This window comes from Paenibacillus sp. J22P59, from assembly GCF_059383895.1.
In genome coordinates, this window is record NZ_JBXENX010000001.1 from 385,126 (window position 1) to 412,119 (window position 26,994).

31 protein-coding genes are annotated in these 26,994 nt (G+C 42.6%); 24 read left to right on the forward strand and 7 right to left on the reverse strand.

From position 1 onward, the window contains the following. The first annotated feature begins 80 nt into the window (after positions 1-80). The 6 genes from AC50YO_RS01880 to AC50YO_RS01905 all read left to right on the forward strand — a co-directional run bounded on the left by AC50YO_RS01880 (position 81) and on the right by AC50YO_RS01905 (position 6,758). Positions 81-1,940, forward strand: coding sequence for a stalk domain-containing protein (locus tag AC50YO_RS01880; protein WP_494842534.1), 1,860 nt, complete (start codon positions 81-83; stop codon positions 1,938-1,940). 322 nt (positions 1,941-2,262) lie between these two features. Beyond that, positions 2,263-2,826, forward strand: coding sequence for a sigma-70 family RNA polymerase sigma factor (locus AC50YO_RS01885; RefSeq protein ID WP_494842536.1), 564 nt, complete (start codon positions 2,263-2,265; stop codon positions 2,824-2,826). Then, positions 2,792-4,105 carry a DUF4179 domain-containing protein gene (locus tag AC50YO_RS01890; RefSeq protein WP_494842538.1) on the forward strand — a complete coding sequence of 438 codons (1,314 nt, stop codon included), beginning with the start codon at positions 2,792-2,794 and terminating at the stop codon, positions 4,103-4,105. The genes AC50YO_RS01885 and AC50YO_RS01890 overlap by 35 nt, the downstream gene beginning before the upstream one ends. A gap of 789 nt (positions 4,106-4,894) precedes the next feature. Further along, on the forward strand, positions 4,895-5,656 hold the full coding sequence (locus tag AC50YO_RS01895; RefSeq protein WP_494843229.1) for a helix-turn-helix domain-containing protein: 762 nt from the start codon (positions 4,895-4,897) through the stop codon (positions 5,654-5,656). 29 nt (positions 5,657-5,685) lie between these two features. Continuing rightward, positions 5,686-6,405, forward strand: a complete 720-nt coding sequence (locus tag AC50YO_RS01900) for a transglutaminase-like domain-containing protein (RefSeq protein ID WP_494842540.1) — start codon at positions 5,686-5,688, stop codon at positions 6,403-6,405. A 167-nt stretch (positions 6,406-6,572) separates the two neighbouring features. Next, entirely contained in the window at positions 6,573-6,758 is a 186-nt protein-coding gene (locus AC50YO_RS01905) for a GNAT family N-acetyltransferase (protein WP_494842542.1), read from the forward strand. Between the two features lie 137 nt (positions 6,759-6,895). Here the strand turns inward: AC50YO_RS01905 and AC50YO_RS01910 are convergent, their stop codons facing one another. From AC50YO_RS01910 to AC50YO_RS01920, 3 genes are read right to left on the reverse strand one after another with little or no spacing between them, the layout of a single operon-like run. Next, positions 6,896-7,192: a putative quinol monooxygenase gene (locus tag AC50YO_RS01910; RefSeq protein ID WP_494842544.1), complete on the reverse strand. Its 297-nt coding sequence runs from the start codon at positions 7,190-7,192 to the stop codon at positions 6,896-6,898. Positions 7,193-7,218: 26 nt separating this feature from the next. Beyond that, positions 7,219-7,647 (reverse strand): MarR family winged helix-turn-helix transcriptional regulator, encoded by a 429-nt coding sequence (locus tag AC50YO_RS01915; protein ID WP_494842546.1) that lies wholly within the window; start codon positions 7,645-7,647, stop codon positions 7,219-7,221. Between the two features lie 48 nt (positions 7,648-7,695). Further along, entirely contained in the window at positions 7,696-8,334 is a 639-nt protein-coding gene (locus tag AC50YO_RS01920; protein ID WP_494842548.1) for a nitroreductase family protein, read from the reverse strand. A 322-nt stretch (positions 8,335-8,656) separates the two neighbouring features. Between AC50YO_RS01920 and AC50YO_RS01925 the strand changes: the two genes are divergently transcribed. From AC50YO_RS01925 to serA, 7 genes are all read left to right on the forward strand, one after another. Beyond that, positions 8,657-9,205: a guanylate kinase gene (locus AC50YO_RS01925; protein ID WP_494842550.1), complete on the forward strand. Its 549-nt coding sequence runs from the start codon at positions 8,657-8,659 to the stop codon at positions 9,203-9,205. A 118-nt stretch (positions 9,206-9,323) separates the two neighbouring features. Next, the gene (locus AC50YO_RS01930; RefSeq protein ID WP_494842555.1) at positions 9,324-9,650 is read left to right on the forward strand and encodes a metal-sensitive transcriptional regulator; all 327 of its coding nucleotides are present in this window, start codon (positions 9,324-9,326) and stop codon (positions 9,648-9,650) included. A 199-nt stretch (positions 9,651-9,849) separates the two neighbouring features. Further along, positions 9,850-10,086, forward strand: coding sequence for a glutaredoxin family protein (locus tag AC50YO_RS01935; RefSeq protein WP_494842560.1), 237 nt, complete (start codon positions 9,850-9,852; stop codon positions 10,084-10,086). Positions 10,087-10,133: 47 nt separating this feature from the next. Then, positions 10,134-10,379, forward strand: a complete 246-nt coding sequence (locus AC50YO_RS01940) for a YdhK family protein (protein WP_494842562.1) — start codon at positions 10,134-10,136, stop codon at positions 10,377-10,379. A gap of 30 nt (positions 10,380-10,409) precedes the next feature. Further along, entirely contained in the window at positions 10,410-12,845 is a 2,436-nt protein-coding gene (locus AC50YO_RS01945; protein ID WP_494842564.1) for a heavy metal translocating P-type ATPase, read from the forward strand. A gap of 46 nt (positions 12,846-12,891) precedes the next feature. Next, entirely contained in the window at positions 12,892-13,512 is a 621-nt protein-coding gene (locus AC50YO_RS01950) for a nitrite reductase (RefSeq protein WP_494842566.1), read from the forward strand. A 345-nt stretch (positions 13,513-13,857) separates the two neighbouring features. Continuing rightward, on the forward strand, positions 13,858-15,450 hold the full coding sequence (gene serA, locus AC50YO_RS01955) for a phosphoglycerate dehydrogenase (RefSeq protein ID WP_494842568.1): 1,593 nt from the start codon (positions 13,858-13,860) through the stop codon (positions 15,448-15,450). A gap of 115 nt (positions 15,451-15,565) precedes the next feature. Here the strand turns inward: serA and AC50YO_RS01960 are convergent, their stop codons facing one another. Then, the gene (locus tag AC50YO_RS01960) at positions 15,566-16,099 is read right to left on the reverse strand and encodes a DinB family protein (RefSeq protein WP_494842570.1); all 534 of its coding nucleotides are present in this window, start codon (positions 16,097-16,099) and stop codon (positions 15,566-15,568) included. Positions 16,100-16,382: 283 nt separating this feature from the next. Here AC50YO_RS01960 and AC50YO_RS01965 point away from each other — a divergent pair, with 283 nt between their 5' ends. Then, complete coding sequence (locus AC50YO_RS01965) at positions 16,383-16,886, forward strand: DinB family protein (RefSeq protein WP_494842572.1); 504 nt, start codon at positions 16,383-16,385, stop codon at positions 16,884-16,886. Positions 16,887-16,971: 85 nt separating this feature from the next. On the opposite strand, the gene AC50YO_RS01970 is transcribed toward AC50YO_RS01965, so the two are convergent. Beyond that, positions 16,972-18,798 carry an AraC family transcriptional regulator gene (locus AC50YO_RS01970; protein ID WP_494842574.1) on the reverse strand — a complete coding sequence of 609 codons (1,827 nt, stop codon included), beginning with the start codon at positions 18,796-18,798 and terminating at the stop codon, positions 16,972-16,974. Between the two features lie 399 nt (positions 18,799-19,197). Here AC50YO_RS01970 and AC50YO_RS01975 point away from each other — a divergent pair, with 399 nt between their 5' ends. Continuing rightward, a complete protein-coding gene (locus AC50YO_RS01975) occupies positions 19,198-20,085 on the forward strand; it encodes a glycerophosphodiester phosphodiesterase (protein ID WP_494842575.1) in 888 nt (295 codons plus the stop codon). Positions 20,086-20,224: 139 nt separating this feature from the next. On the opposite strand, the gene AC50YO_RS01980 is transcribed toward AC50YO_RS01975, so the two are convergent. Then, complete coding sequence (locus tag AC50YO_RS01980; RefSeq protein WP_494842577.1) at positions 20,225-20,665, reverse strand: hypothetical protein; 441 nt, start codon at positions 20,663-20,665, stop codon at positions 20,225-20,227. 359 nt (positions 20,666-21,024) lie between these two features. On the opposite strand from AC50YO_RS01980, the gene AC50YO_RS01985 reads away from it, so the two are divergent. Further along, a complete protein-coding gene (locus tag AC50YO_RS01985) occupies positions 21,025-21,456 on the forward strand; it encodes a MarR family winged helix-turn-helix transcriptional regulator (RefSeq protein WP_494842579.1) in 432 nt (143 codons plus the stop codon). A 70-nt stretch (positions 21,457-21,526) separates the two neighbouring features. Next, positions 21,527-21,895 (forward strand): VOC family protein, encoded by a 369-nt coding sequence (locus AC50YO_RS01990; protein WP_494842581.1) that lies wholly within the window; start codon positions 21,527-21,529, stop codon positions 21,893-21,895. Between the two features lie 162 nt (positions 21,896-22,057). Here AC50YO_RS01990 and AC50YO_RS01995 read toward each other — a convergent pair whose 3' ends face one another. After that, positions 22,058-23,269, reverse strand: a complete 1,212-nt coding sequence (locus AC50YO_RS01995; protein ID WP_494842583.1) for a sugar efflux transporter — start codon at positions 23,267-23,269, stop codon at positions 22,058-22,060. 195 nt (positions 23,270-23,464) lie between these two features. Here AC50YO_RS01995 and AC50YO_RS02000 point away from each other — a divergent pair, with 195 nt between their 5' ends. From AC50YO_RS02000 to AC50YO_RS02030, 7 genes are all read left to right on the forward strand, one after another. Further along, positions 23,465-23,947: a nucleoside deaminase gene (locus AC50YO_RS02000; RefSeq protein ID WP_494842585.1), complete on the forward strand. Its 483-nt coding sequence runs from the start codon at positions 23,465-23,467 to the stop codon at positions 23,945-23,947. Between the two features lie 350 nt (positions 23,948-24,297). Next, on the forward strand, positions 24,298-24,645 hold the full coding sequence (locus tag AC50YO_RS02005; RefSeq protein ID WP_494842587.1) for a VOC family protein: 348 nt from the start codon (positions 24,298-24,300) through the stop codon (positions 24,643-24,645). 279 nt (positions 24,646-24,924) lie between these two features. Further along, positions 24,925-25,497: a hypothetical protein gene (locus AC50YO_RS02010; RefSeq protein ID WP_494842589.1), complete on the forward strand. Its 573-nt coding sequence runs from the start codon at positions 24,925-24,927 to the stop codon at positions 25,495-25,497. A 44-nt stretch (positions 25,498-25,541) separates the two neighbouring features. Then, on the forward strand, positions 25,542-26,180 hold the full coding sequence (locus AC50YO_RS02015) for a hypothetical protein (protein WP_494843231.1): 639 nt from the start codon (positions 25,542-25,544) through the stop codon (positions 26,178-26,180). Between the two features lie 107 nt (positions 26,181-26,287). Beyond that, positions 26,288-26,539, forward strand: a complete 252-nt coding sequence (locus AC50YO_RS02020; RefSeq protein ID WP_494842591.1) for a hypothetical protein — start codon at positions 26,288-26,290, stop codon at positions 26,537-26,539. Next, positions 26,536-26,739, forward strand: a complete 204-nt coding sequence (locus tag AC50YO_RS02025) for a hypothetical protein (protein ID WP_494842593.1) — start codon at positions 26,536-26,538, stop codon at positions 26,737-26,739. The genes AC50YO_RS02020 and AC50YO_RS02025 overlap by 4 nt, the downstream gene beginning before the upstream one ends. Then, the gene (locus AC50YO_RS02030) at positions 26,739-26,975 is read left to right on the forward strand and encodes a family 16 glycosylhydrolase (RefSeq protein WP_494843233.1); all 237 of its coding nucleotides are present in this window, start codon (positions 26,739-26,741) and stop codon (positions 26,973-26,975) included. The genes AC50YO_RS02025 and AC50YO_RS02030 overlap by 1 nt, the downstream gene beginning before the upstream one ends. Positions 26,976-26,994 lie beyond the last annotated feature (19 nt).

The window sequence follows — 26,994 nt, forward strand, 5'->3', positions numbered from 1 at the left end:
CCATCTATGAAAAAATATACTAGGCTCTAGTGCTGAAAGGGTTTGATAATGTGGTTTTTACTCCTTCTAGGAAGATGCCATTGCTATTGTTAACGATCGTCTTAATGTGCTTCCATACACCAGCTTCAGGAGCTGCATCCTCATCGACAATTAGGGAAGGGAAGCTAACTGAGGTGCGAATAAAAGGAGAAATAATCAAGATAAATGGCAAAGAGGATGATATACTGCAAGCCTATGAAAAAAGTGGAGTGCTGATGGTTCCTCTTCATCTGTTCGAGGCGGCATTTGGTGTTACAATAAAAGAACCGAATACGGATGAATATATTGTCTATTTGCGCTATTATGACAAACGCATAAAGGTTACGGTTGGAAGTAAGAAGCTAACCGTAAATGAGGCTGTCCATATGATGCCAGCCGTTGCTGACAATGACGAAGGGTACATCATGGTTCCCATGAAGGCCATAGCGAAGGCACTAGGCCTGACAATTACCCAAGATAGCCGTACAAAGGAATTAGTTTTGAAAGGAAAAAACGCGAGCTTGCAGGAAAAGTTCCAGCTGCCGAAATCAACTGTGGCAGGGGATTCCTACTATGGATGGACGTTGAGTCTGCCCGATACGTTTCAGCTTGCTGATCAGTCAGAGGATGGCTCCCTTGTCATGTGGACCGATAATGAGAAGGGACTGACTCTTGCAGTAGCTGTTGTTCCATATGATTACGATGTGCTCTCTACTATTGATAATGACCTTTACGAAGCTTGGGATGAGGACCGCTTTGTCCTTCCTGAGGAGACGCTGGAGGCAGGTGGAGAGACCTTTATGCAGTTAATTAACGAAGCACGAAATAAGGGAAGGCTATTTAGCTATCATTCATTTACCGCGAAGAATGATAGATTATATCTGTCTTTAGGCTTTGCGCAGCCCGATACCTACTTATCAGTAAGAGAGCCTTACATTCCAGCTGTGCAAAGTTTGCAGGCCGACTATAACTATTATGACCCAGCTATAGTGGATATGGCTGTTATTAGGGATACGACTTTTGAGAATGAAAAATTCGGCCTTACGGTTACTTTGCCTAATGGCTGGCAGCCAATCAAATACGGAAATCGTGAGAGTCTATTTCCGGAATATGTACGACCAGATGAGTACTTAGGCATTTGGATTTTACCTATTGATAAACAAGAATCTGAGGATATATGGGCAGCTCGTGCAGAAAGGCTCTACAGACAAACAATAGCTGAAGGTTATTCGCGAGATTGGCAAAGAGCAAAGATCAAGCTCGGCAATATTACAGCTCATGAGCTCCGTTTTGAAATCAGTACGGATAAGAAGCATTGGTTTGAAGAGCGACGGGTACTATGGACTTCAGGTACGCATTATTATGAAATCAAATATAATTATTCAAGCACCATTGGGGCGGAAGGGGAGGAGATGTACAAGCAAGTGTTGCAATCAATTGTGCTGGATGAGGTTTACATTGAGAAGCATTTCGTTCCTCCCTATGAGAATACACTAGAGCGTTATTCCAGCGGCTTAGAAAAGCAAACGGTCACTAGCAAAAAATATGGCTACTCGATAGATATCCCCGCAAATTGGATAAACGCTGATAGTAATATGGAGAAGAGCCATGTACGTTTTAACAGTTTTCAAAGCTTGTTGAATGTATTTGTTGACGAAAAGGCTGATCTAGCTGCGATTAAAAAAGAAATTCATAATAAATCGCGAGACACGAAGATAGAGAGTTCTACTCTCATGGTCGGGAGTAAGGCAGTCCATAAGATTGTAACAACAAACGGGAATACTCCGAGCCGGATGTATTATTATTTGCTGAAGCATAGAGACAATGTTCTTCAATTTGTTTTTGTAGTCAAGGAATTTCAAGCAACGGCAACTGAGATTCAAAGCTTTGAGGATACGATAAAGTCGTTACAGCTATTCTAACAAGCTACCTCATCGTCAATTGTCATCGATGTCCCAGTCATCCGTTAAAGAAAGAATGATTAAGCTGGAAGAAAAGAAAACTCATCTATAGAAGAAGAACTTGCTGTATTTCAAGATTCCCTTATCAAGTTCGGGCCTTCAAAATCGCACATCAGCTTGAAAAATATATTGGAAAATCGGGTTTTGCTTTGAATGAATTAAGACCTCTGCACCTCATGGGGATGTAGCTTTTTCCCTGTGATTTGGATGTGGAGTTTTTTTTATATTCAAAATGAACTTTTATGGCCTTTGCAATCTCTTATTTATGAAAAGGGGTGAGAACGTGGATATAAAGCGTCTTGTCAAACAGGCTCAAAAAGGCAGCAAAGAAGCATTATTACAACTAATCATAGACGACCAGGACGCTTATTATCGTCTTGCCTACACCTATATGGGCAATGAGCATGATGCAATGGATGCCATGGAGGATATGATCGTGACGCTGTATGAAAAGATTGATCAATTGCAAAAGGGAGAGGCTTTCTACAGCTGGAGCAAAACGATTCTCGTCAATCGCTGCAAAGCCTTGCTCCGCAAAAAGGAGCGCTATCTTCCACTGGAAGATGAGAGCGGACAAGCACATTCTGCATTAACAGACGATAATCCTTATCGTTACACAGAATCAGAGATGGACATGCAGGTACTGCTCGCTTATCTGAATGACCAGCAGCGCGAAGCGATTGAGCTTCGCTACGTGCATGATCTGCCGTATCAGACCATTGCGAATATGACGGGCACACCGCTGGGCACAATCAAATCCAGAATATCGCAAGGCATACAGAAGCTAAAAGTTGTAATGGGAGGTGATCGTTATGAGAACGATCGAGGAGAAATTAGAAGAGCATAAATTGACCTTGAATAACATCCAGACACCGCCAGAGCTTGAGGACAGGCTTCGACATGCACTCCAGAGGGCCCCTGCTAGAAAAAGAAAGGGGAATAGGACTATGACATGGGCTGCATCGGCTGCTGCTGCTCTGCTTCTTATTGTTGGAACATTCCAGTACCCTGCATTTGCTTATTACGGAGGCAAGCTGCTTAATATTATTGAGCTGAATTCATTAAGCTTTGCTGAAGTGGCCGAGCAGGGCTACGGACAAACGGTTAACAAAAGCACAACGCTTAAGGACGGCACTGTTATAACCATTAACGGCGTCATAGCGGATGATAACGGACTGCTCATGTATTACACGATTGATCGGCCTACAGGTGCCGTATTTAACGAGAATGGCACATATCGTTATGACGTGGGCAAAATGAAAGGGTTCTTGACGAATTCAGCTTGGAAAGATGGAGGTGGCAAATACAGCGCGGATGAAACCTTTCACGAGGGTGTATACAAGTTTGAGCCGGTAAGTCCATTCGCAAGAAAATTAACCGTTACCTTCAGTGAGCGGCTGGATAATGGGAAGCAAGATTTCTACCCAATCTCCTTCAACTTCGAGCCTAATAAGGCAATGAAGAGCATCATTAGACAGGATATCGCACAATCCGTTCCTGTCGATCAAGGCACTATACATTACGAATCCATTACAGCTTCACCAACCTCGACCATCGTGAAAGGGTATTACGATATGAAATATGAGGGATATCCGAGATTTCCAGGCAAAACGATGCTTTATGTCAATGGAACAGAAGTGAAATCATGGGGAATGCGGTCGAATCGTTCTGAAAAGGGAATGCCGGGATTTGAACTTGAGTTTGATGTGCTTCCAACTGACAAGCTAGAGAGCATTGAGCTTGTTCTTAAAAACTTTGCCGGTTACCAGAAAGTGACGGAGCCGATCTCCCTTACTTCGCCATCGGATCAATCTATCAAAATTGGCACTGAAAAGCTTTGGATTCGAAGTGTCACAAAAACGGATAAAGGCTACGATATCGTTATTGCCAGAAAAGAATTCACATTATTGGATACAGAGCATTTATCCGTACAGGCTAACGGCAACGTAGTTCCCGTAACTTCAATTTCCACGTCGCGTCCTTGGGATCTGAAAAACGGCAATATTTTGTGGGAGCAGACTTATTCTTTCAATACAATGGATCAACCAGAGCTTCTGCTGCTTGATGGATTCAAATATATAAAAACCTATGATAAGACAATACCTATTCCTGTAGATAGTAAATAATAAAATCATTATATCGAGCAAGCCGTTATAATATAGCATGGAAAAGGGCTGTCCCAAAAGTCATGAAGTCGATTTTTGGGGCAGCCTCTTTCCTTCACAGGTAATTTTTAAACCACCAAACCACTAGGTACTCTATCCCTTTGGCTACAGATGAAACATATGAGGATCTTACCCTATTTTATGAAGCATTTTTCGTAAAAATAGGCTTGATGAGGGGGCGTCGGGGAGATAACGTCAGCTATATTCAGTAGTCGGAAACCGACCTTCTTCACTAATGAACATAGCTTCACTGTTGCACCTTTTTTCCTGTCTGCGCGGTGATTTAGAGCAAATGTATTCATAAAATTGTGCATGACATTCCTTCTCAAACTTGGGAGCCTGCCTTTTGGAACTTTTTTGGGGGCGGCGATTGGGACAGCTACAGAAAGACTGATCCCGAAGCCACCTTTCTCTTTCATGCGAATGAAAGAAAATCACAATGAGGTTTGCCGAAAGAGAGCATTAAGGTCGGGTGGCTTTCGCTCGCCCATAACGCAAGTAGTCCAAAAGCAGAAATAGCGGTGCAGGGGTAGCTTTCCTTGCTCCGCTATTTTTAAAATTTAAATCACTCTAAATCAAGGTTAGCTGCCTGTTCTATAGGTGAACCTACTTTTGGGCCAGCCCCTTTTTCTACCTCTGGCCTTCTGGCCTTCCAATGTGCGTATGTGTATTATTTTGCAAGTGTGAAGTGATAAAATGAGAACACTAGGAGGCTAATCAACTTTCATTAGGACGGAGTGATGGTAATTGATGAATCTTTACGGGGCGGATCATCATCTGATGGTTCTGACCGATAGAATAGATACCGATGTTCATAAGCATTCTTTTATACAGGTGACTCTTTCTTTACAGTCTGCTTTTGGGATTGAGATAGGAGGAGAACAGATCAATTGCACCGGCATCGTCATTGGCTCTAATGTCGTTCATCGCTTGGATGGGCAGGGACAGCCGTTACTGCTCTTGTTAATGGACAGTACCTCTAATCTGGCTGCGAGCTTCAAGAAGCTGTTTGGAGGCAATGAGTATCGTGAGCTCCCTAGTGAAATAATTGAGAAAGCTGCTAGCTATGTGCAACATAACTACAGTACTATCGTGGATAATGGGAGCTACAATCTTTTTTTGTCTGAGCTGCTGCCGTTGTTAGGCGTGGATAATGTGCAGCCGCTTGCTGCGGACGAACGAATTAATGAGCTGATTCGGCTTCTGAACAATTGTGATGGACCGGAGCATTCCGTCGATAGCTTTGCCAAGCAGGTCTGTCTATCCGGAAGCAGGCTGTCACATCTATTCAAGGCCAATACAGGCATATCGTTAAGCGGCTATCTAGTGCTGCATAAGCTACAGAAGGCAATTTATTTCATTTTTAACGGAATAAGCATTACGGAGGCTGCGCTGAGAGCGGGATTCGACAGCCCGTCCCATTTTGCCGCTGCCAGCAAGCGCTTATTAGGGATGGCCGCAAAGGATATTAGAAAAGATAGCGTCTTTTTGAAAGTTTCCTCCTTCTATTAATCGTATAGTGAAGGCAGGAGGTGCTTGAAATGAAAAATTATTTGCAAGAAACGTTGTTACTGAACTATTCTGATCCTCTTATTAAGCAGGTAATAAGTATGAACGGATGGGCTGGTTTTACTCAGAAGGAACAAATATTGGGCATCTATAATTATGTTCGCGATTCCATCTTGTTCGGCTATAACAGAGCTGATGACATTCCGGCATCAGAGGTGCTGAAGGATGGCTATGGTCAATGCAATACGAAGGGCGTTCTCTTTATGGCATTGCTAAGATCGGTAGGCGTGCCTTGCCGCATGCATGGATTCACCATCGACAAGAAGCTTCAGAAGGGCGCGATGAAGGGATGGTATTACCGCCTTTCTCCACAAGAAATCTTACATAGCTGGGTAGAAATTTATTATGAGAACAAGTGGCTTAATCTCGAAGGGTTTATATTGGATGTGCCCTATTTAACGCAACTGCAGCAGAAGTTCGGAGATTGCCAAGGCTCCTTTTGCGGTTATGGTGTTGCTACCGACAAGTTTCGAAATCCAGATATTTATTGGAACGCCAACGATACGTACATCCAGAAAGAAGGAATAGTCCGTGATTTGGGGCTGTACGACAGTTCAGACGCTTTCTTCGCCAGTCATCAACAAAGTATCAAGGGGGTCAGAAAAATGGTGTATAGACATGTCGTCCGCCATTTAATGAATAGGAATATTAGAGAAATAAGAAGCGGGCACTCCGCCCGCTCTGCTACATAGTAAGCCTCATGATAATAAGGCGAATGAGTATGAATAAGTTGGCAAAGAATAATGATTAAATGGAGCGGAATAATCTACTTTCAGAAGGGTAAACCCATGAATATTAGGATAAGACAACAGCATAATTTGGTGAACAGGCTAGGAATTCGACGAAGTTTATCTCAGAGTTGTCTCTTCTAGCTGAATACGAAGGCAAAATCGTAGGTCATATTCTTTTTATAGAAATAAACGTGGCTGATCATACTTTGATTGCTCTTGCACCTGTTGCAGTATTGCCAGAAATGCAAGACAAGGGCATAAGGGAAGCAACTTATTATGGAAGGCCACAAGATCGCCGTACAGCTCGGCTATAAAGGCTCCGTCGTTCTGGGTCATGAAAAGTAGAGATTATTCATTTGGGTTCATTTGGGTGTAAAAGGGAAGGTTACTTCTCAAAGCAAAACTCGTCCTATGCTTAGATAGCATGGGACGAGTTTCTTAATACTTGCAATTAGCGAGCTACAGCCTCGCCGCTAAATACTTGAAGATTCATAGGCGCAGCCATGAAAGAGGGAGCTTTTTGAACAAAAGCTGTAAAATGAGCACTTGTATTGTGTGAAGCCGTCGCCTCCGCATCTTTCCACAGCTCGACCATTGTGTAATGATGTTCTTTCTCCATATTTTTCATTAGATCATAGCTGATATTGCCTTCTTCTGCTCTTGTTAGGGGAAGCAGCACCTTCATTTCCTCCAAAAAGGCTTGTTCCTGATCAGGTTGTACTTGCAGATGGGCATGAATAATAATCATTGTTCATCATCCTTTATTTGTCTATTTTATAATTCACGAATATTGTTTTGCATTCTGCTGAGCATAGCAGCTGCAAGGATAAGTTCCTCTTGGGTGAAATCAGCCAGCAGTTGATTCACGAAGGCAACCTTTTCCTCCTTGTAGCCAAGGAGACGATTGCGACCATCCTCCGTTAGTCGGACGAGGGTAACGCGGTTATCTGAAGCAGGCTTGCTTCGAGTCACCATCCCATCGGATTCAAGCTGTTTTAAATGACGGGTAATGGCCGCACTATCGATATTTACAGCTTTTTGCAAAGTAGACTGATTCACTTCATCGACGTGGTAAAGATGATACAACAGTTCGTAACGAGATGAGCTAATGCCTGTACAACGTTCGAACTTAGGACTAATCTGGTTGCCGAGTCCTTTAAGCACATGTAAGATCTTTTCTTGCTCTGTGATTAGACATGTCATCATGGACCTCCGAAGTGCGTTGCTGATGGGTTCACATGTAATACGGTATTATGCCCACGTTGTTACGGTTTCAACAGGCAAACGGTACGTTTGGAATCCTTCGCTGGCTGCTTTGCCGATCGAGATGAGCATAATTGGAATGTAACGTTCCTCATCAAGACCGTACGTTCTCGCTATTTGATCCTTCTCGTAGCCGCCAATAGGGTTCGTATCATAGCCGTGTGCGCGTGCAACTAGCATGAGCTGCATAGAGACGAGGCCAGCATCTAATATGATGGTTTCTCGCATGGCTTCACTCGGCATAGCTGCATACATCGGCTTGAATGCATTTAATTGGTAATCTTTTATTTCTGCCGGCATGTATCCAAGCTCAACGGCTTTATTATAAATTTCTTCGGCATAGTCAAAGTTATTCATATCTGCAAAGACGGCAATGACCGCGGATGCGCTTAATACTTTATCTTTGTTATATTTGGCCAGGTCGCCAAGCGTTGCTTTTCCTTCTTCGCTGTCAATAACGACAAAACGCCAAGGCTGCATATTGATGGAAGACGGTGCAAGGGAGGCCTCAGCTAATATCTCCGTCATTTCCTCCCGGCTAATTTTCACACTTGGATCATAATTTTTAATGGAACGGCGTCCATAGACAATTTCGTTGAAATCATTTGTTTTTTGAAATTTACGCAATGTTTTCCCTTCTTTCTTGGTGACTGATATTTTGTTGATGCATCAATAGTTGATGACTCAATCAATATAGTGCAATAGCGAGCGTATAGCAATGGGAGAAAATTGTACAGATATACAATAAGGAAGTGATTTCCAACCCGAAATTGTAGATGGCATAAGGAAATACATGAGCAGTAAGGGGTAAGCATCTTTTATCGGATTACTTTGCAGGATACAATTACCAGAATGTCACACGAGTACTTTCTTGATCTTCCTATAAAAGTTTGAAATACTATATCTATTGGGAATATTACCATGAAATCATCAATCATCGGGGGTCGCTATGTCGTTAGCAATAGTTATTCTGCAGGGTCCAAGCGCTTCAGGGAAAAGCACGATCCAATCCATGCTGGGGTTACCACGTATTGTGACCTGGACCTCACGCCCGCCTCGCGCAGGAGAGATCAATGGGGTGGATTATTTTTTTAAATCAAGAATAGAAATGCAAGAACTATACGAGAAAGGTCAAATGATAGAGATGACGGAATACCATGAGAACTTATATGGAACGCCGATGCAGCTCATTGAAGATAGTATAAGAAAGTCGGAGCTTAGGACGATTATTTTAGATGAAACCGGAGCGACTAGAATCAAACAACTCTTTGGTGGACAGGTACTGCTAATAGGGGTTAAGGCAGAACGGCAGCAATGTGCGCGCCGTCTTGAAAGTCGGGGGCATAGCAATAAGGATATAACGACGCGTCTGAGCTCGTTCGAATCGGAAATCAAAGCGCTGTCTCAGTGCGACCTCATTTTGAACAATACGGACGAAAACAGGGGAAAGGTTGATAACATCGTAAGATACCTTAGAGAAGGGCTGGAGAACGAATAGGGCTCATGATCTTGGAAAAAGAAATACAATAGGAAGAATCGAAAGTGTAAATAGAGCGGGGACATTGTATAATAGTTGAAAAAGCAGTGAAAAAGGGATTGAGCGGAGTATGGACGATATGAATGTAGAGACAAATACCGAGCCGCACGAATCATGTAGTACGGATGATCGACAAAGCCATCATTCAGAGAAAACAAAAAAGAGTCTCATTAGTCGACTCAATCGGATTGAGGGGCAAGTAAGAGGGCTGAAAGGCTTGATAGAGAAGGATACCTATTGTGATGACGTGCTGAATCAGATTTCCTCGGTACAAGCTGCTTTGAATGGTGTAGGGAAGCTGCTTCTGGAGCATCATATGAAGAGCTGCGTTCTGGATCGTATTCAAGAGGGTGATCATCAAGTCATTGATGAATTATTGACCTCCATAAATAAACTTATGAAATAACGCAGGAGAGGATTCGGAAGAATCCTTTTTTATTTGTTTCGAAATATAGGTTAGGGGGGTACTGTAAATATAAGTTGACTAAATATACCGTAGGGGGGTATACTATTGTTAGTTCACAACAGCAAGCCGCATAGGAATCGCATAGTTCATAGGTTTTTTCAAATAATATCTATGAATCATTCTAAAAGGAGGAATAATAATGGCAAACGTTGAGGTATTCACAACACCCACATGTGAAGATTGCCGGAACTTCAAGAAATTTCTGGATGATCATCATATCCCATATACAGCATTTGATATTGCAGATGATCCCAATCATGCCGATGAGCTACGCAGACGATCGGGAAAAAATTTAGTGCCTACTATATTTATTAATGATCAAATATTTTTTGGCTTTGTGTTTAATCGTGAAGAAATTGAAAAGTTACTTCTGTAATTGACAGCAATAGATGATATAGGAGATTTTATAAGGAGATGAATAATATGAAGATGCATCATTCCAGTTCAGGGAAAGTTCCGATAGGCTTGAAAGAAGCAGAAAATCCATCCTTTAGGTTGGGAGATCAGGTAACGCTTCATACCGATCATATGGAAGGAATGGATGGAGCCAAGGCGACCATTGATTCTGCAGAACAAACAACGGTATATATGCTAGATTACACACCCACAACTGGCGGAGAGGCCGTTAAAAATCATAAATGGGTAACAGAAAGCGAGATTTCAAAATAATGAAAAGTACAGGGAAGAGGAGTGTTTACGATGAAAGCCAATAGCGCAGATATGAAGCAAACCTCCTTACAGATCACGGGTATGACCTGCGCAGCTTGTGCCAGCCGTATTGAAAAAGGGTTAAACAAACTGGAAGGCGTATCAGAAGCTAACGTGAATTTTGCAATGGAACGAGCTTCTGTGACTTATGATCCGGCTATTACAAGCACGGTGAAGATGGAAGAAAGCATTCAAAAGCTTGGTTATGGTACTGCGAAAGAGGAAGTAGACCTACAGCTTGTTGGAATGACCTGTGCAGCTTGTGCGTTGAAAATCGAGAAAACGTTAAATAAGCTGCCTGGTGTCAGCATCGCCACGGTTAATTTTGCAGTCGAAAGTGCACATGTATCATATAATCCGGTGGAAGTATCCGTAACCGATATGCTGAAACGAATAGAGAAACTCGGGTATAAAGCCGTTCCTAAACAAGAGCAAAGCAATCCTGCTGAGCATAGGGAAAAAGAAATCAAACGGCAGAAGCGAACACTGCTTGTCTCGGCTATCTTGTCCTTTCCACTTCTGTGGGCAATGGTAAGTCACTTTTCATTTACTTCATGGATATGGTTGCCTGAGCTCTTTATGAATCCTTGGTTTCAACTCATTCTTGCCACACCAGTGCAATTTTATATCGGAAGGCAATTTTATATTGGGGCTTATAAAGCGCTCCGTAATGGCAGTGCAAACATGGACGTTCTAGTATCGCTGGGAACCTCAGCCGCGTATTTCTATAGTTTATATTTGACCATCAATTGGGCTAGTGAGGGCGGCAGTACACATCATGGGCCAGAAATGTATTATGAGACAAGTGCGGTGCTCATTACACTGGTTCTAATGGGTAAGCTGTTTGAATCCTTGGCTAAAGGGAGGACCTCGGAGGCGATAAAGTCTTTGATGGGACTCCAAGCGAAAACAGCTCTCGTTGTCCGGGACGGTCAGGAAATGTCCATTCCAGTAGATGAAGTAATAGCTGGAGATATCGTACTTGTACGTCCAGGTGATAAAGTCCCTGTTGACGGTAAAGTATTGGAAGGTGTTTCGTCGATTGACGAATCCATGCTGACCGGTGAAAGCCTTCCTGTTGAGAAGAAAGCCGGTGATGCGGTCATCGGAGCTACCATTAATAAGAATGGCGTATTGCGTATTCAAGCGACGAAAGTCGGCAAAGAAACCGCATTAGCCCAAATTATAAAAGTGGTAGAAGAAGCGCAAGGATCTAAAGCACCTATCCAAAGGGTAGCTGATGTGATCTCAGGCATCTTCGTTCCTATTGTAGTCGGGGTCGCTGTACTAGCTTTCTTGGTGTGGTACTTCTTCGTAACACCGGGAGATTTTGCAGGGTCTTTGGAAAAGGCAATCGCGATTCTCGTCATTGCTTGTCCATGTGCGCTTGGTCTGGCAACACCTACCTCCATTATGGCGGGATCTGGACGTGCTGCAGAAATTGGTATTTTGTTTAAAGGTGGAGAGCACCTAGAGCAGACGCATAAAATCGATGCGATCATTTTGGATAAAACAGGTACAGTAACTAAAGGGAAGCCTGAACTTACTGATGTTTTACTGGCTGAAGGCAATGAAGCAGAATTCCTTAGACTCGTGGGCGCTGCAGAGAAAAATTCTGAGCATCCGCTTGCAGAAGCGATTGTCACTGGCATCAAGGCAAGAAATATTGAACTGCCAAACACAGAAGCCTTTGAAGCGATTCCGGGCTATGGCATTAAGGCTGTCGTTGAAGGAAACGAGCTCTTGATTGGAACACGGCGCTTAATGGATAAATTCGGAATCGATGCAAAACAGGCGTATAATGCAATGAACAAACTCGAGGAAGCGGGTAAAACGGCTATGCTCGTTGCGGTAAATAATAAGTACGCGGGTATGGTAGCTGTTGCGGATACCATCAAGGAAACCTCTCAAGCAGCAGTAAGTCGTTTGAAAGAAATGGGCATTCAAGTCATTATGATTACAGGCGATAACGAGCGGACAGCGAAGGCGATTGCGGCTCAAGTTGGCATCGATCATGTCCTTGCTGAAGTTCTTCCGGAAGGAAAAGCAGAAGAAGTGAAGAAGTTGCAAGCACAAGGCAAAAAAGTAGCCATGGTCGGTGATGGCATTAATGATGCTCCGGCATTGGCTACAGCGGATATCGGCATGGCTATCGGGACAGGTACTGACGTAGCGATGGAAGCAGCAGATGTAACGCTGATGCGCGGCGATCTATCAAGTATACCGGATGCTATATTCATGAGCCGCAAAACGATGGCTAATATCAAACAAAATCTGTTTTGGGCGCTTGGCTATAACACACTTGGTATTCCAATTGCGGCATTGGGCCTATTAGCCCCTTGGTTAGCTGGTGCAGCAATGGCGTTGAGCTCGGTTTCAGTTGTACTTAATGCTCTACGTCTGCAACGTGTCAAGATACGCAATTAATGCGAGGGATGTAGAAGTCAAGCATATGCAGAAGGAGTACGAATTCGTGGGAGAAAAGACGAAGATTGCCGTTGCTCCTCCGATTCAAGTGGGAGGAAGCCTATTTACGCCACAACAGCTAGTGAAGATTGGTACTGTTGCAAGTACGGATTCAACAATTGAAATGACGAGCTTCCAGCAGCTTTATTTGGAAGTGCCTCTAGAACGACGAGATGCCATAAAAGAAGAGCTTGAGAAATCCGGCCTGGAAGTCTATCCATCAGGATTCGTTACCAAAAGCTTGATTGCTTGTAACTTCTGCAAAGGAGCGGAGGGCGGTGGACTGGCAGCCGCTCAACTTCTGAATCAAGCTATTGCAGGGATTGAGACGCCTACGCCACTTAAAATTGGCTTTGCAGGCTGCGCCCTTGGGACAAGCGAGCCATTATTGAAAGATATTGCTGTTGTCAAAATGCTGAATTCTTATGATATTTACGTTGGAGGAGAGCCGAAAGGTATTAAAGTCTCAGCAGCTCAAGTGCTAGCAGAGGGATTATCGGAAATACAGCTTGTTCCTGTTATTATGGCAATCATTAATTATTATAAGGCTAATGCCAAAGGAAAAGAAAAGTTCAGTAAATTTGTTAAACGGATTACGATCGAGCATCTGAAGCAAATATCTTGTTAATCGCAGTAAATAAATTGATATAGGTTGAAAAAAAACCGTGCTAATGCGCGGTTTTTTTTCTGTCAGTATTTTAATTGTTTGACCTCTTAATGCGAGTGGGAAATTTAGTTGAAAAAGTGTTAGGAATCTTTACTCGCTCGGTATGGTAAATATCCAGGCCTATTCTAAACATTGGATTTTTGGATTGTTCAAAAACACTATTATTGGATGTTTTTAACCAATCCATTTATTGTTATACTAGCAAAGTGTTCTTCGACCATGAAAGATATACCAACCAAATGATCTCTAAATAATAGCCTATATGCCGTTGTCGTATAGTTTTTACATAGTGAAGGAGGAAGGCTGATGTTCAAAGTATTAGTATCGGACCCTATAAGTGATTTTGGGTTGCGGCAACTGACTCATGCTGAAGATGTGGAAGTCACCAAATTAACAGGGCTGAGTGAGGATGAGCTGATTTCCATTATTCGGTCTTATGATGCACTGCTCGTCCGTTCTCAAACAAAAGTCACTCAGCGTATCATGGAAGCCGGTGTTCATTTGAAAGTTATCGGCAGGGCAGGAGTCGGTGTGGACAACATTGATTTGGATGCTGCAACACGTCTGGGAATTATCGTAGTTCATGCACCAGACGGCAATACGGTCACGACATGCGAACATACCTTTGCGATGATGATGGCATTGGCGCGGCATATTCCGCAAGCCTATGCCAATACGGTTGCCGGATTGTGGGACCGTAAATTATTCCTTGGTGTTGAATTGCGAAACAAGGTTCTTGGTGTTCTTGGGCTTGGGCGTATCGGGATCGAAGTAGCCAGACGTGCAGCAGCATTTGGGATGACCGTTATTGGCTATGATCCTTTTTTATCGGAGGATCGGGCTAATAAATTAGGCATTAAACTGGTGACAGTAGACACAATTATACGCACAGCTGATTTTTTGACGGTGCATACGCCGTTAACGAATGAAACGCATCATATGATCGCCAAGCCGCAATTTGAAGTCATGAAACGAGGCATGCGAATTATTAACTGTGCTCGCGGGGGAATCATTGATGAGACTGCGCTTGTTGGAGCGCTTGATGAAGGGATTGTAGCAGGGGCTGCTTTCGACGTATTTGAGCAAGAGCCTCCGGCCCCAGAGCATCCTTTTCTAAAGCACCCTAAAGTGATCGTTACTCCCCACTTAGGCGCGTCTACTATGGAAGCACAAGAAAATGTAGCCCTTGATGTTTCAGAACAAGTGATTCATATCCTGAGACAGAAACCATTTAGAAATGCGGTTAATATGCCAACGATTTCACATGAGCTGCTCAACAAATTACACCCATCCTTCACATTATGCGAGCATCTGGGAAGAGCGCTTGCTCAAATGACCGATGGTACTGTACTTAAAGTTACGGTAGAGTGCGCGGGTGAGCTTGCTGACTTGGACACGTCTCCACTAATCCCTTATGTGCTGAAAGGAATACTTTCTCATCATCTCAGCACGGAGCAAGTCAATGTCGTTAATTCCACACATTTGGCGAATCATCATGGCATTCAACTTGAAGTAAGAAAACGGCTGTTACCCCAAAGATTCTCTAATGAGATTACGATTCGATTAAAAACGACGGTCGAGGAGAGATGGGTGACTGGGGCTGTATTGCCCGGTGTAGGGGAACGTCTTATCCGAATCGGTCCCTATCCGGTTGACATTTCACCTGAAGGATATGTGTTGTTAATTTCGCAGATGGATAGACCGGGCATTATTGGACATGTTGGAACATTACTTGGCGATAGCGCTATTAACATTGCCACAATGGAAGTAGGACGTACAGAAGTTGAAGGCTCGGCCGTTATGATTTTAAAAATTGATACAAAGGTATCCAAGAGCGTGAAAGAATCCTTATTAGCAATTCCAGAAATCAAACGTGTACGGCAAATATCCTTCAATTAAGAGCACCTGCAATCACCAATGTTAGCCCTACTATTAAAGCAGAGAGAGCCTAGTCTCATCACTAGATGTTATAGGCTCTTTTTAAGATAAGTCATAGCAGTAGATGGTCTTTCTTCTAATAGGACGAAGCTGTTAACGTATTAGATTCATCCCTGTACATAAAAAGTCCATATTCCGTCATGACAGAAGAGTGGCCCATTTGACGAAGTATAGCCGATAGATTGCCTCGGTGGTACGTGCCATGATTTACAACTTGGATAATAAATTCTGAATATCGGGTATTTAATATTCCAGCGTAAGGATTATCCAAAACGATCTCTTTCTCAAGATTCTCATGTCCATTTATGCATGCTTTGAATCTCACGGACAAATCATCATACAGCGCTTCCAGTTCCTCAAGACTGCTATCTTCGGCATCCTTCTGCAGCTGAAAAGAATCCTCAATAACTTCCTTCATGCTTTTTCCTCTGAAAATTTCTAACCACGCGCAATCTACACTATATATATGTGCCATAATACTTGAGACGGAAGGAAACACGCTTTGAACTTTCTGATTGTATATGTGAAGCGGCAATTCCTTTAACCGATTAAAAATGATTTGGTTTGCCCATACATGATAATCGTAAAGCCTTACAACGTGATTTGTCATTTGTACAACCTCCGGTTTCGTTATTTGCTAATATATTCATCATACAATGGCAACCCTGACAATAGTATGTCAGGATTGTATTACGGAAATAATGGAGAAATTTCACGGCAAAGATTTCACAAAGCAGAGGGCAGAAGAACTTTATAAGAAAATGTCTATAACATTCGTAGATGTTGATTATATCCCTGACATACTGTTGTCAGTAATGATGTTGTATGATGAATTTATAAGTAAACAAAACAAAAATCAGTTGTTACTTCAATGTATTAGGGAGATGATAGATATGTATAAACAGATCGAGGATTTTGCAGCAGCTTGGCAGTATGAAACGGCAGCAACGCTGCGGACACTAGAGGCGCTCACAGATGAGTCTCTTAGCCAACAGGTAACAAGCGAACATCGAACGCTTGGACGAGTTGCATGGCATATTGTACAGACGTTGCACGAAATGCCTTCGCGGACTGGATTGTCATTCGAAGGACCGGGGGAAAATACGCCGGTACCAGCTTCTGCAGCAGAAATTACGGCGGTCTACAAACGGATATCTCAAGCGTTGCTTGATGCGGTACAATCCAGTTGGAGAGATGAGAACCTTCTTGTCATGAGTGAGATGTACGGTGATCAATGGCCAAACGGCCTGACATTGGATATTATTATCAAGCATGAGATTCATCATCGCGGCCAAATGACCGTTCTGATGCGTCAGGCTGGCCTTCGTGTACCCGATCTTTACGGTCCTACGAAAGAGCAATGGGCCGAATTCGGAGCGCCGGCTCCGATCATATAGAGTAGAGCAATTGTTCAGCGAGTAGTGTTTCTTGCTTAACAATCAAAAGGAGCATGCCTAGGCATGCTCCTTTTGTCATTCTTACTTATTGTGCAGCGTTGGCTTTTGCACGCTCTTCCATCATATCGGCAATATCCTGAATTTGCTCCATTACGGAGATCGGATCGGAGAAATAGAAGCGGTAACCGTCAATTTCATACAACTCATTATTTTTGACCGCAGGTATGGTTCCCCAGAGCGGGTCATTAGCATAATCATAGGATTCCATCTTGGTGTCTACTGCCATAAAAATATGTTCACTCGTATAATTCGTGATTACTTCGCGTGAAATGTTCATCCAGCCTACCTTTGGATCGATATCTCGAATGACGTTCTCGTTCATTGGCATGCCTAACTCACCATGAATCGTTTTTCCTGTATAAGCATTTCCATACACAGTGATTTCTTTAAGGATGCCTCCATCGAATACGGTGAACGTCTCGCCCTCTTTTAGTAAGGAATTTACCCGCTTTTTGGCACCAGCTAACTTCTGTTCAAATTCCGTCAGCCAAGCGGCAGCCTCCGTCTGTTTATCCAATATTACGCCCAACTGTTTCATTTGATCACGGATATTATTATTATTTTCGAGGTAGACTGTTGGTGCAATTTTGGAATAGGCATCATACTTAAGGGCATCACCTGTAACAATAAGGTCGGGATCGAGTGCCACAATAGCCTCTAAGCTATCAGAAATATCAGAGATTCCCTCAACTTTTCCCTCCAAATAAGGGTTTTCCATAAACATACGGTTGCTGCCTACCGGCTTAACATTGAAAGCCAGCAAATAACCCAAGAAGAAATCGGTTACGACCCGTTGAGGCTTATCCGGCACCTCAATCTCTCCCATTGATGTGGATACGAGTCGTGTACCTTGAGTCAAATGATCTGATGAAGAGCCAGCAACTTCTGAAGTCGTCTGTGACTGGGCAGTACGATCAGAAGTGTTGGAGTTGGTGCTGTTAAGCGTATTAGTTTTCCCGCAAGCACCAAGCAGCAGGCCAAAAGCAAGCAGTAAGCTTACAGGCACCATTTTTGATTTTGTGAACATGTTGTCAGATCCTCCATTCTTATATTGATAATAATTATCATTATCATAATTAGCAATATAGCATGGCTGATCATGGTCAACAATGAGATTTTTCCCTGCTTCTAATGTAATATCTCCCTCTTCAAGCAGCTTCCGAAAGGATAGAGGGGACATCCCCTTATGCTTCTTGAAGGCATTACTGAAGTAGTAAACATCCCGATATCCGATTGCTGATGCGATCATATGTAACGGAAGCTTAGTTTCGCTGAGTAGATTGCAAGCCTTTCGCATACGCAAACGAATAAGGCAATCAATCGGACCACGATTCAGAACTTGCTTAAAACAATTAGAGAGATGGCCGGGGCTTCTGTTCATGGCAACAGCCAACGAATCCAGTGTATGAGGGGAGGCATAATGCTTGAGCATATACTCCAAAGCTGCAGTAACCAGTTCAGTTGGATTTAACGTTTTGGAAGCAGAAGAGGTGACATGAAATTGTTCTATGACATGGAACAGCCATTGATAGAATGCAGCTTTTAGTTGTAAGGAAATCGCTTGGGATTGGCTCAATTCGAGCATTTGGGACAACAGATCATAGAATACGATGGGCTTGCTGGGGGTCAATTGATAAACTGCCTCGAAAGGGTTAAATTTGCTCAGCAGCACTAGCTGACTTTCTGTCAACTTGGCTCCCAAATCAGCCTCATAGCAAATGATGCTGTATTCTGTTCCGTCTATGCCTGCATTTATTTCACAATAGCTCTTTTTAGGCGTGTGAATCATTTGCAGCTCATTCATCGAGTAGGTGCGCCGATGCAGCATAATTCTTGCATTGCCTTTGCTCATGCAGAAAAAGCTATTGAACTGAAAGGTAAATGCGCTGCGTTCCCCAGGCTTTAGAATATATTTTTGAATACTTATATTTTGAATATGAGCTTGATCCCACAGCTTGGTGTGTTCGTCCAGTTGCAGCATGATGATAGCATCTCCATTTTCTATGTTTAGGTCATTAATTGTTTTGTTTTTAGTTTAGCATGGATATTCATCCTGTACCTTTAGAAAAATAGCACGAATAGCCGTCCTTTGGTAGATTATATTATGACTGGAAACTTAGTCGTTAATAAGCAGGGTAGTGGCAGGTGCGATTTCTGTGGGGAATTAAGGATAGCCTTATTTGTGTTTCGTTTGCTGCTGCACGAGTTAAGTAGTAGGACTATCTGATGAAACATAAAAGGGGCTGCAACTATGAATAAACAAAATCAAACCCATGTATGGCGAAGAATCGGCATTGTAATCATGCTTCTAGCCTGCGCCACACTGTTGGTATCTGCGTCTAACTCCAGTATGACAACTGGCTTTGTAATAATCGCGCATCGCGGTGCATCCGCCCACGAGGCTGAGAATACGATGGCAGCGTTCGAAGAGGCAGAACGACTTGGCACGGACTTCATTGAGTTCGATGTGCAATTGAGCAAGGATAGGGAGCTGGTCGTCATTCATGACGATACGGTCGATCGCACGACGAATTACAAAGGTAAAGTTGATGATTACACGCTGGAGGAGCTGGAAGGAATGAAGGCAAATGCAGCGAAAGACCCGAATCAGGGAAATAATGAAGAACTGCAAAAGGAGACGGGGAAAGAAAATATCCTTTCATTCCAGGATGTTATGGATCGTTTTGCCGGGAAAATGGCGATGTTGATCGAAATTAAAGACTCTAAGCTCTATCCGGGCATCGAAAAGCAAGTGGCTGAGGTCGTGCGGAGGTATGAGCATCGCTTAAAAGCTGTAGGGATACAAGAAGATAAACTCATTTCGAGGAAGAACACCACAGGAATCATCATTCAATCTTATAATTTTGAGTCGACGCGTCTGATACACAGCCTGCTTCCGGATATCCCTATCGCTGCGCTAGTGCATGAAGATAACCATCCATTGTCGGATGAAACCTTGGATGCGCTGGCTTCTTTCTCTGAATATATTCATTATCCGCTTGAGCTGCTTGACGAGGAGATCGTCACGAAGATTCACGAGCGGGACCTCAAAGTTGTCGCATGGACGATTCAGAGCCATGAGGATATGCGGCGTATGAAGAAACTTGAGGTAGATGGGGTGATAACGGATTATTTATGAGGAGAGGAAATAATAGTAGTTCCGCGGAATGTCTATCATGTAAAGAGTAAAATATGGCGATTACCCCTTGGTTTATAAACCAAGGGGTAATCGCCAATTCTTTAAGGGTAAAAAGTAAGAATCCCACAATCAGCATATTTTAATAAACATTAATTACATAACTACCAGGATTAGATGGGGATGCTCCACTGGTCACATTGATGTTAGCAGTTGCGTATGGCTGCAAGATAATATCATAGACATAGAGCCCTGGTGTCTGCGACAAATAGTGTATTCTACCCTGACCTTCAATGTTTATACCGGATGGATAATAATTGGCTGCTACTGAGCTAGAAACAGTTACTTGATAGGCTCTTGCGTAAATAGTGCCATTATAAATTTTGAATAATTCTGTTCCACCGGGAGGCAATGTACGGTAAAAGCTTTGTCCTGAATCAATACTAGTATAGGACGAGGCGGTAACTATGCCAGTCGGTGTATTCACGGATGCGGATGCACTTGAAGAAATTAACAGTGATCCGAAGATAAGAGAAGCACTTAATAATGCAATCGAACTTTTCTTTAACCTGTCAATAATCATTATAATCCTCCTAAGCATTCCTATTAGTAGACTGGCCAGTCTCTGTTATTAAACTACCAATATTTACAATATTATGAAATGGCTCGTTGGAACTAATTTAGTTTTACAAGCTTAAGTATCTATATTGAGCTAATTCATCGAAATTGCTCGAAAAATGTCAGTCAATATACGGCTTGATTGCGGAGTACTCAGGCGGTGAATGTGAACTTAAAGTAGCAACTATGTATTCCAGTGTTGGGTGACTTGAGGGAGACGGTGAAATTAGTTGCAATAGCATCCTATAAGCTGTAGAATGAAATTAGTTGCAATAGCATTCTATTTAAGGGGGAAGTAAACTGAGCGAGCATTGGTTGCATAATGTGAAGGATGAAACAGAATCCCACGGTCCATATATCTCGGCCATTTATCGTCACATGCAGGTGTTGATATCAGCTGAGCTCGCGCCATATCGAATCGGAAGCGGCCAGTATATTTTTCTAATGGCGATTGCTAATCAACAGCCTATCACTCAGAAGAGGCTAAGCGAGAAGCTGCTCATAGATAAGACGACGACCGCCAAGGCGATTGCCAAGCTGGAAGCAGAAGGATATGTGCGGAGGGAAATCGATTCTGCCGACAACCGCTATCAGCTGCTCTATTTGACAGAATCGGGTCGTGAAGTCGTTCCCAAAGTACAGGAAGCGCTGGGCCGTGTCAAGAACAAAACACGGAAGGGCATTACCGATGAAGACTATGACTTGTTGATTGACCTTCTGAGAATCGTGCTTCGCAATCTGAGCGAGCAGGAATAGATATAAATTCAACATGTATCTCATGCCATTGAAAATGCCTTTCAAATAATAGTATAGGAGGATATGAATAATGATAGCGAGTCCTTTTATCGTAGTGGAGAACTGCAAAAACGAAATTCAATATTATCAAAGCGTCTTTGGAGGCGAGATAACGATTCTGCGCAAGCAAGGGGAAGAGGTGCTTAACGCGGACCTGCATGTAGAGGGGGCAACCCTTAAGTTTGCTGATACTCAAGCGGCAAAGCCGATACAGAAAGGCGATTACGTAAGAATCTTTTTGAGAATCGAGACGGAGGAAGCATTCCGAAGGATCTACATGGAATTTGCTGCCGAAGGGACTATTAATACGGAAGTGTACGAAGCTCCGTTTAACGGGCTGCTGGCCATCGTTACCGACCGAAACGGTGTGTGTTGGCTGCTATCCTATTATCGAGCTTAGTACTGAGGACTTGCAATGTGAACCCGTCTAACGGAATTACTTAAATAAGGAATAGCTCCTCATGTTTCCAAAAAACTCTCTACCTTCCAATATACAAAACCCATTCTATTCGCATTAGAATAGAATGGGCTAGAAGGTTAGAATTAAGCCAATAAAAGTGAATTAAACCACTAGCTTTTGTGGCTCATTGGCAGAGTGACGTCCGCTTACCACAAGCAGGATTGTAGAAATAATAATGAGTATAAAACAGAACACAAATGAGTACCGATAACCTACCAAACTGGCTAATCCCCCGCCAACAAGACTACCAATCAGCCTTCCAATCGTTGATGAATTAGAGAAGAGAGTGGATGCATACCCTGGCATGCTTGGAAGCAGATCCTGAATGTAGCTGATGCCAATTGCTGAAATAACAGCAACAAAAACGGCGAGTAGTATTTGAGCTGCAAGCATTTGCCACATCTCACCGGAGACAATAACAACGAGATAATAAGCTCCTCCTAGAATAGCTCCAACTATCATCAAAATTCGGTTACTGTACTTTGCACTCAGTAGTCCGAGCATAATCATAAAAGGAATTTCGAGTGCAGCACAAATGCTGCTGACTAGACCGACATCGCTTGTCGTTCCCCCTAGATTGATTGTAATAAAAAGGGCAGTATTAATGCTGCTCATCCAGTGAGCTATGTACATGAGTACCAGTATTATAACAGGAAGCAGAATAGTATAATTCTGTCCTAGCTTAAAGCTTTTTACTTTTGCTTTAGCATTATTGGTATATAGTACAATATCAGATTTGAGAAATAGGAAAACAAGTAAGGAAACAACCATGAAGACTCCGATTGTACCCGAGAAAATCCCCTTAAACCCAACAGCAGCGATTAGCAGGGTACCGATTAATGGACCTGTAATAAAGCCAAGAGAGAAAGCAGAACGCAAGGTAGAATTAGCAAACGCATGATCAGTAAAATTGCTCTTATTGACGGCTTCTCTCGAAATGGCGAACAATTGAGGCATCCCCGGTGCACCAAGAGCGGTTAACACAGTCATGAAGATGAATAAGATCGTAAAATCCTTAATAAGCAAGTATCCGCTATAAGCTAGAGCATTACAAAGCGTGGCGGCAATGTAAATGCTTTTTCGATTCAAGCCGAGATCAGAGCGTTTCCCGATTAGCGTACTGATCCATATCCCCGCTATTAATGTGACGGCTTGAAAAATGCCAAACATCCCGATAGATACTCCAAGCTGCTCGGTGAAATAAATGGATAAGAAAGGCACACTGAGTGAAATGCCCATCCCCTGCAGGAACATACATAAAAAGAGTAAGGAGTAGGAGGGAATTGAAAATAATGAAGTGAGTCGACTGAACATGATGTGAAGTTGCTCCTCTATATTTGTTTAGATATTGTTTAAGTATACTTGAAAAAGATAGCTATACTATAGTTTCATCTATATGAAAAACCTTGTCAAAACTTAGCTTTTATATATTTTTCATCTCCTTATCTTCATGTTAGCATAAAGGAGATGAAGAAAGCCTGAGTAATTCAAAAATGAGGAGGTTTCTTAATGATTAATAATACCGATCTGTTTCATCTACGACGTTGTATTGAACTTGCAGAGGCTGCATTGCAGGCAGACGATGAGCCGTTTGGTTCGGTTCTAGTCTCGGCCAATGATGAGGTGCTTGCAGAAGATCACAACCGGGTATCCGGCGGAGATCATACCCAGCACCCGGAATTCGCGCTGGCGCGTTGGGCGGCCGAGAACATGACGATAGAAGAAAGGCGCAAGGCGACGGTTTATACCTCGGGAGAACATTGCCCAATGTGCGCGGCAGCTCACGGTTGGGTTGGATTGGGCCGGATAGTGTATGCGAGTTCCTCTGTACAGCTGGCGCAATGGCTAAGTGAGATGGGGGTCGCCGCGTCTCGTGTCCGTAACCTTCCGATTCAAGACGTCATTCGCGATACGGAAATAGACGGTCCTGTTCCAGAACTGGCCGATCAGGTCCGAGGGCTGCATCGACAGTTTCACGCGCAAAAACGATGATTTGGAATAAACTATGAAGGCCACTGCCGGTACTTATAGGTGAAACGGTCGAATGCCATTATCCTAATCCACCAAATGGCACCCATCCGTCAAATAATGACCGGGTTATTGCCATTCTATTGTTGTAAGATTTCAGCTTAATAAACAGCGGCAGTCTACGACTTTATTTTCTCGTCCAAGGCTTACCGCTGTTTTTATGGTTGATCTCAGTCTACTACTTATTGATGAGTAATGAAGATTTTTATAATAAACTAATGGGCAGTATAGTTGAAAAGGAACTTAAATTTAAATCTCGAATATCTAGTGTAATCAGATACTACAAATTTGATAATAGATAGGAGCTAGATACAATGATAAAAGGTTTTGGAGGGATATTTTGGAGAACTAAGAATCTTGAGGTTCTAAAAAAATGGTACAGTGAAGTGTTGATGATCGAAATAGAAAATTGGAATGGGACCGTGATAAAACCCGAATTAGGAAATGAGACTATCTTTTCATTCTTTAGTGAAAATGACAGCTATTTCCCAATAGAGCAACAGGTGATGTTAAATTTCCAAGTACATAATCTAAATGAGACTATTAAGCATCTTGAACATATGGGTGTACCTCTTGCAAAGAAAAAAGAGAGTAGTGAATTTGGGCATTTCATTTGGATTGAAGATCCAGATGGCCGACTGGTCGAGCTTTGGGAGAAATAACGAGTTATAATTCATGTGTGGTATTAAGAGCTGACGGATAGGAATATTAATGGAATTATTTAACATAAGGTGCCCCGAAAATCATAAGATGATGGAGGGCACCTCTTTTATTTTTAGACCCTTTGCAAAGGACTTTTCCAAAATTCAGGTGAAAAGTCGGTAGACTCAGGACAAGCGATTAGATTACTATAATGGAAATAAGAGACATGCATAGAACCAAACTAGAGGATATATACAAGAATAAGGCTGAGTAATAAAGCGACTAGAGGAGGCTATCTCATGGGAAGATCATTCGCGAATTTGCATATCAAATCAGAAAATCTTGAGAAGACTATCGAAGCATTAAGAGAGCTAAGCGAAAGGCATGGCCAAGTATTAGGCAAGTCAAATAGTGAGGCTTCAGAGATTAAAGAGGTTATGTACGTAAGCAAAAGCAACGAGAACTGGATCAGCGTTCTCCACGACTATTTTGTATGGGGTACGGTGAAGGAGATTGGCCAAACGTTGTCCCGGCTTATCGAGGAACCAGTGATGACCGCTGGATATATGAATGAAGAAATATTTGAGTTGTCGTTTTTCGAGAGGGGAGTTATTCAAGCCGAAAGAATCTTCTGCGAACAGTGGACGAGGGATGAATATGAGCAACTCAAAGAAGAGCGTCTTAATGATGACTACTTGCGGAAAGCGTTGGATATCCCTAATGAGGATTTGGACGACATCATTAGCATAACGAGTCCGGTACAAGCTGTAGATAAGCTGTCAGAACTCGTGAAAATGTCTTTATGGAGTGATTATGAGTGGATACCGCACGAAGAAACTCTCAGAAAACGATTTGGGAAATATGAATTTTGAAAATAGATGAGCTGTATAGACGCGCTTCCTTGCTTTAGATAGTGATGATGAAGAGTGGTGGTGAACCAGAAATGGACAAATTAAAGAACAGCGGATTTTATAAACTTAAATTTTTCATAAGCCCGGAAGAGTTTAAAAGCGTTTTGAAGCTTTTTGAACGTAAGCAGACACAATTTCATCTTACCAATTATGCGCAGACTGAGCATGATCAAAAACAGGTGTATGCGGCATATGAGACATTTTATCAATATTTTACTTCAGCGGAAAAAAGGAATGATTATCACCCCTTCTTTGTTTATTCGATTTCTGTCGTATCTAATAATGAAAGCTCCGGAATGTTTGCAAGAAATGAAGGCATCCATTTTCCATATTGCGGACAATGGGCAGTGGATGAACTTCCGTGTATCTTACTTTCATTTCCTAAAGGCTTTCAAATTGATTTGGAAGATGAGAAAGGGAAGTATTATATCTATGAGGATATCCGGGACCATAGGCTGTTAACCTATACGTTTTTCGAAGAAATAACGGACTCTATTAAAAAAATGACAAAGCCGCTTCGCTTCTCGGCGCATGACGCAGATGCTATGAAGGAGCAAAAGCCTTCTGTACGTATAAGCCATAATGCGATTCACGACTTGAGCAAATCGTGGATTATAAGTAAATATGGACTTGTGATCAAATAGGAGGATTTACGAATGCGCACAGTATGGAAAAAAAGAATTTTGATCAATTATCCTGTCGCGCTGGACCGGGTTCAGATCGAGCTGGACTTGCGCGGGCAACCAAGTAATTGAGACAGTGGGCAACAGAAGGAGATGAACAGGCCCGGGCCAATTACAGCTTTGAAGATGGTGCAATTGTCCTAAAGATAGATGAAGATACTAAGCTTTGGAGCCCGCTTGACGGCAGAGTAATGACCTCAAGTATTGTATTTTATGAAAATCCAGGCTTGCATAAATTGGGAAATAATAAATACGAGGATAGCAGGAATATTTCGACCTTTAATGGAGCAGCAACGCCAAATACGGATATTTTGAGATGAGAGCCAAAATGCCTTCAGCCACGGATGGAAGCCATGTAGCATGGTGGATGGTTGGTAACCAGGAAGATCAGAATATTGATGACACGGGCACTAGCTATGTTTCCAATCAGGTCAGTGAAATTGATATTAATGAAAGTCCATTGGGACAATACAAGCAAATAAGTGGTTTTCTACGTATCATCAGTGGGGCAGTGATGTAATAGCTACAGGTTCTAATCCAGCAGATGGTTATGTCCCAACAGGTCTAGATAGCAGATCCAGACTCGATACTGAATTTCATAATTACGGCATGGAGTGGGACGAGAATGGCCTGAAATTCTACTTTAATGGCAAATTAATTATTGAACCGAATGCAAATCCAGGTGAGGTATTCTATGTTCATGCGAAGAGCGGAAACATATCGAATAACTATATCATTGAACTGGTGAAAAACTAGAATAAGCCAGATGAGAGGG